The following is a 2,790-nucleotide window of genomic DNA, read 5'->3' on the forward strand; positions in this document are numbered from 1 at the left end:
GGCGCCCCATACTGCCTGGCTAGCACCGGATAGGTCGCCACCGGGTCCAGCCCCCGCTGGGCGCACAGGTGGCGATACCAGTGGTTGCCGATGGCGACGTGGCCGATCTCGTCGGCGAGGATGATGTCCAGGATGTCGACGGCCCGAAGCGCTTCGGGAGAACCGACCTTGCGCAGTTTCGCCTGCATGGGCGGGGTGGCGTCCAGGCCGCGGGCCTCCAGGGTGCGTGGCACCAGCGCCATGCGCGCGAGCACATCGCCTTCGGTTTTGGCGGTCATGTCCCACAGGCCCGTGTGTGCGGGGAAATCGCCGTAGTCGTAACCCATGGCCTGGAGATGGGCGCGCAGCAGGCTGAAATGGTGGGCTTCTTCGGCCGCCACCTGCAGCCAGTCCAGGTAGTAGGCCCGCGGCATGCCGGCAAAACGCCAGATGGCGTCCAGGGCGAGGTTGATCGCGTTGAACTCAATATGGGTGACGGCATGGAGCAGGGCCGCCAATCCTTCGTGAGTGAACGGTGAGCGCTTGGGGACGTCGAGGTGGGACCGCAGTTCCGGCCGTTCCGGGCACCCGGGCAAGCTAGGCACCGCGGGAATCACCAGCTCCGTTGCTATCAAAACAGTAGCTGCTTGCGCGTGTGCCTGTTGGGTCAGGAGCACTTTTTGTTCCGGATTTGTGGCGAGCAGGGCCTGCAGCGCTTGCTGGCGCAGTTCTGCAGGGGCCGGTAGGTCCGTCATGAATCCATTGTCGTTGATACCTCGGGGATGTCTGGATTGGTCGCCGGCGGCCTGCGCCGGATGGCAGGGGGATGCCTCCTTACAATCAGTGCATGGCTGCCGCGCTCTTTCCTGCCTGTGGCCTTTGGCTTTAATTTCGAGTGAGAACGCATGGCTATTTACCAATTGGACAAGCTGACCCCCACCGTTCCTGCATCTGCCTGGGTGGCCGACAACGCCCAGGTGATTGGCGATGTGCGGCTTGGCGAAGACTGCAGCGTCTGGTTTGGCGTGGTGATCCGGGGCGACACCGAAACCATCACGGTAGGCCGGGGTACCAATGTCCAGGACAACAGCGTGCTGCATGCCGACATGGGCGTGCCCCTCACCCTCGGCGAAGACGTCACGGTCGGCCACCAGGTCATGCTGCACGGCTGCACCATCGGCGATGGCTCGCTGATCGGCATCCAGGCGGTGGTGCTCAATCACGCGAAGATCGGCAAGAACTGCCTGGTAGGCGCGGGCTCCGTGGTCACCGAAGGCAAGGAATTCCCGGACGGCTCCCTGATCATCGGCAGCCCCGCCAAGGCGGTGAGGCAGCTTTCCCCCGAGCAGATCGAGGGTTTAAAAATGATCGCGAAGCACTATGTAGAGAATGCCCAGCGCTACAAGGCCGGACTCAAGAAAATCGCCTGAACACCCAATGACCAAACCACCAAATACATGCAGAGCGTTAACGTCAGGGCTCCCCTTCAAGCAGGGGCCGCGGAACCGGCTTCGCCGGGCCGCAGGCGCAGCGGCCCCCTCGGGGGGCAGGGAGCTACACGAAGTGAGCGACCGTGGGGGCCTGTTTAATGTCTGAGTTGCATAAATTCATCTTTGAAGGCCTGCCGGTTCGCGGCATGCTGGTCCGCCTGACCGATTCCTGGCAGGAAATCCTCAAACGCAGACAGGCGGCCGGCGGCTACCCGGCCGAGGTCATGCAGCTGCTGGGAGAAATGACCGCCGCAGGTGCGCTGATGCAGAGCAACATCAAGTTCAACGGTGCGCTGATTCTTCAAATCTTCGGCGACGGCCCGGTCAAGCTGGCCGTGGCCGAAGTGCAGCCCGACCTGAGCTTGCGCGCCACCGCCACGGTGACGGGTACGGTCGATGCGGGCAGCTCACTGAGCCAGCTGGTCAACGTAAGCAATCAGGGCCGCTGCGCGATCACGCTGGACCCCAAGGACAAGCTGCCGGGGCAGCAGGCCTACCAGGGTGTGGTGCCGCTTTTTGGCGACCAGCGCGAGAAGATTGAGAACCTGGCGGAAGTGCTTGAGCATTACATGCTGCAAAGTGAGCAGCTCGACACCAAGCTGATTCTTGCAGCCGACGGCAAGGTGGCTACCGGTCTGCTGATCCAGCGGCTGCCGGTCAAAGGCCAGGGGAACCTTGAAGGCCAGATCGACCGGGACGCCAATGAAGACCAGATCGGCGTCAATGAAGACTACAAACGCATTGCCATGCTGGCCGGCACGCTCAAACGCGAAGAGCTTTTAACCCTCGATGCCGACACGATCCTGCGCCGCCTGTTCTGGGAAGAGCAGGTTACCCGGTTTGAACCCGCCACTCCCAGTTTTGCCTGCAGCTGTTCGCGCGACCGTGTGGGCAACATGCTGCGCAGCCTGGGGACAGACGAAATCGAAAGCATCATTTCCGAACGCGGCAAGGTCGCGGTTGGGTGCGAATTTTGCGGCGCACAGTATGAGTTTGACCCGGTGGATGCGGCGCAGCTTTTCACCAGCCAGACCAACCAGCAGCCACCCACGTCCACCGTGCAATAGTTTCGTGGGCCGCGCTGCGGCAGGGCAATGCCTCAAGCGGTTGCTGCAGCGCGCTCCGCCAGCAGGTCGCTGAGCAGGCGGTGCTCACAAGCAGGATCGCTGCACTTTTCGCAGACCCACACCCAGGCCTTCTTGCTTTTTTGGGGGCTTGGTATTGCACCGGGCGTGCTTCGGGTGAAAGCTGGAGCACGGGGCCGCAGGCTTTGCGCGGCCTCCAGCGCCCGGGTAAGGCGCTGCTCCGCGGTCCCGTACAT

3 protein-coding genes and 1 pseudogene are annotated in these 2,790 nt (G+C 62.9%); 2 read left to right on the plus strand and 2 right to left on the minus strand.

Annotated elements, in window-relative coordinates:
* The coding region (locus tag AC1D1P_RS19940) for a ferritin-like domain-containing protein (protein WP_477674165.1) at positions 1-734 on the minus strand (734 nt) is incomplete at its 3' end.
* Positions 735-884: 150 nt separating this feature from the next.
* Between AC1D1P_RS19940 and AC1D1P_RS19945 the strand changes: the two genes are divergently transcribed.
* Both AC1D1P_RS19945 and hslO read left to right on the plus strand, forming a co-directional pair.
* A complete protein-coding gene (locus tag AC1D1P_RS19945; protein ID WP_477674166.1) occupies positions 885-1,409 on the plus strand; it encodes a gamma carbonic anhydrase family protein in 525 nt (174 codons plus the stop codon).
* Positions 1,410-1,567: 158 nt separating this feature from the next.
* Positions 1,568-2,536, plus strand: coding sequence for an Hsp33 family molecular chaperone HslO (gene hslO, locus AC1D1P_RS19950; RefSeq protein ID WP_477646843.1), 969 nt, complete (start codon positions 1,568-1,570; stop codon positions 2,534-2,536).
* A gap of 32 nt (positions 2,537-2,568) precedes the next feature.
* On the opposite strand, the pseudogene AC1D1P_RS19955 reads toward hslO, so the two are convergent.
* Positions 2,569-2,790 (minus strand): annotated as a pseudogene (locus AC1D1P_RS19955) (ATPase); the annotation flags it as partial.

It is taken from the genome of Polaromonas sp. P1_E1_2 (assembly GCF_056406035.1).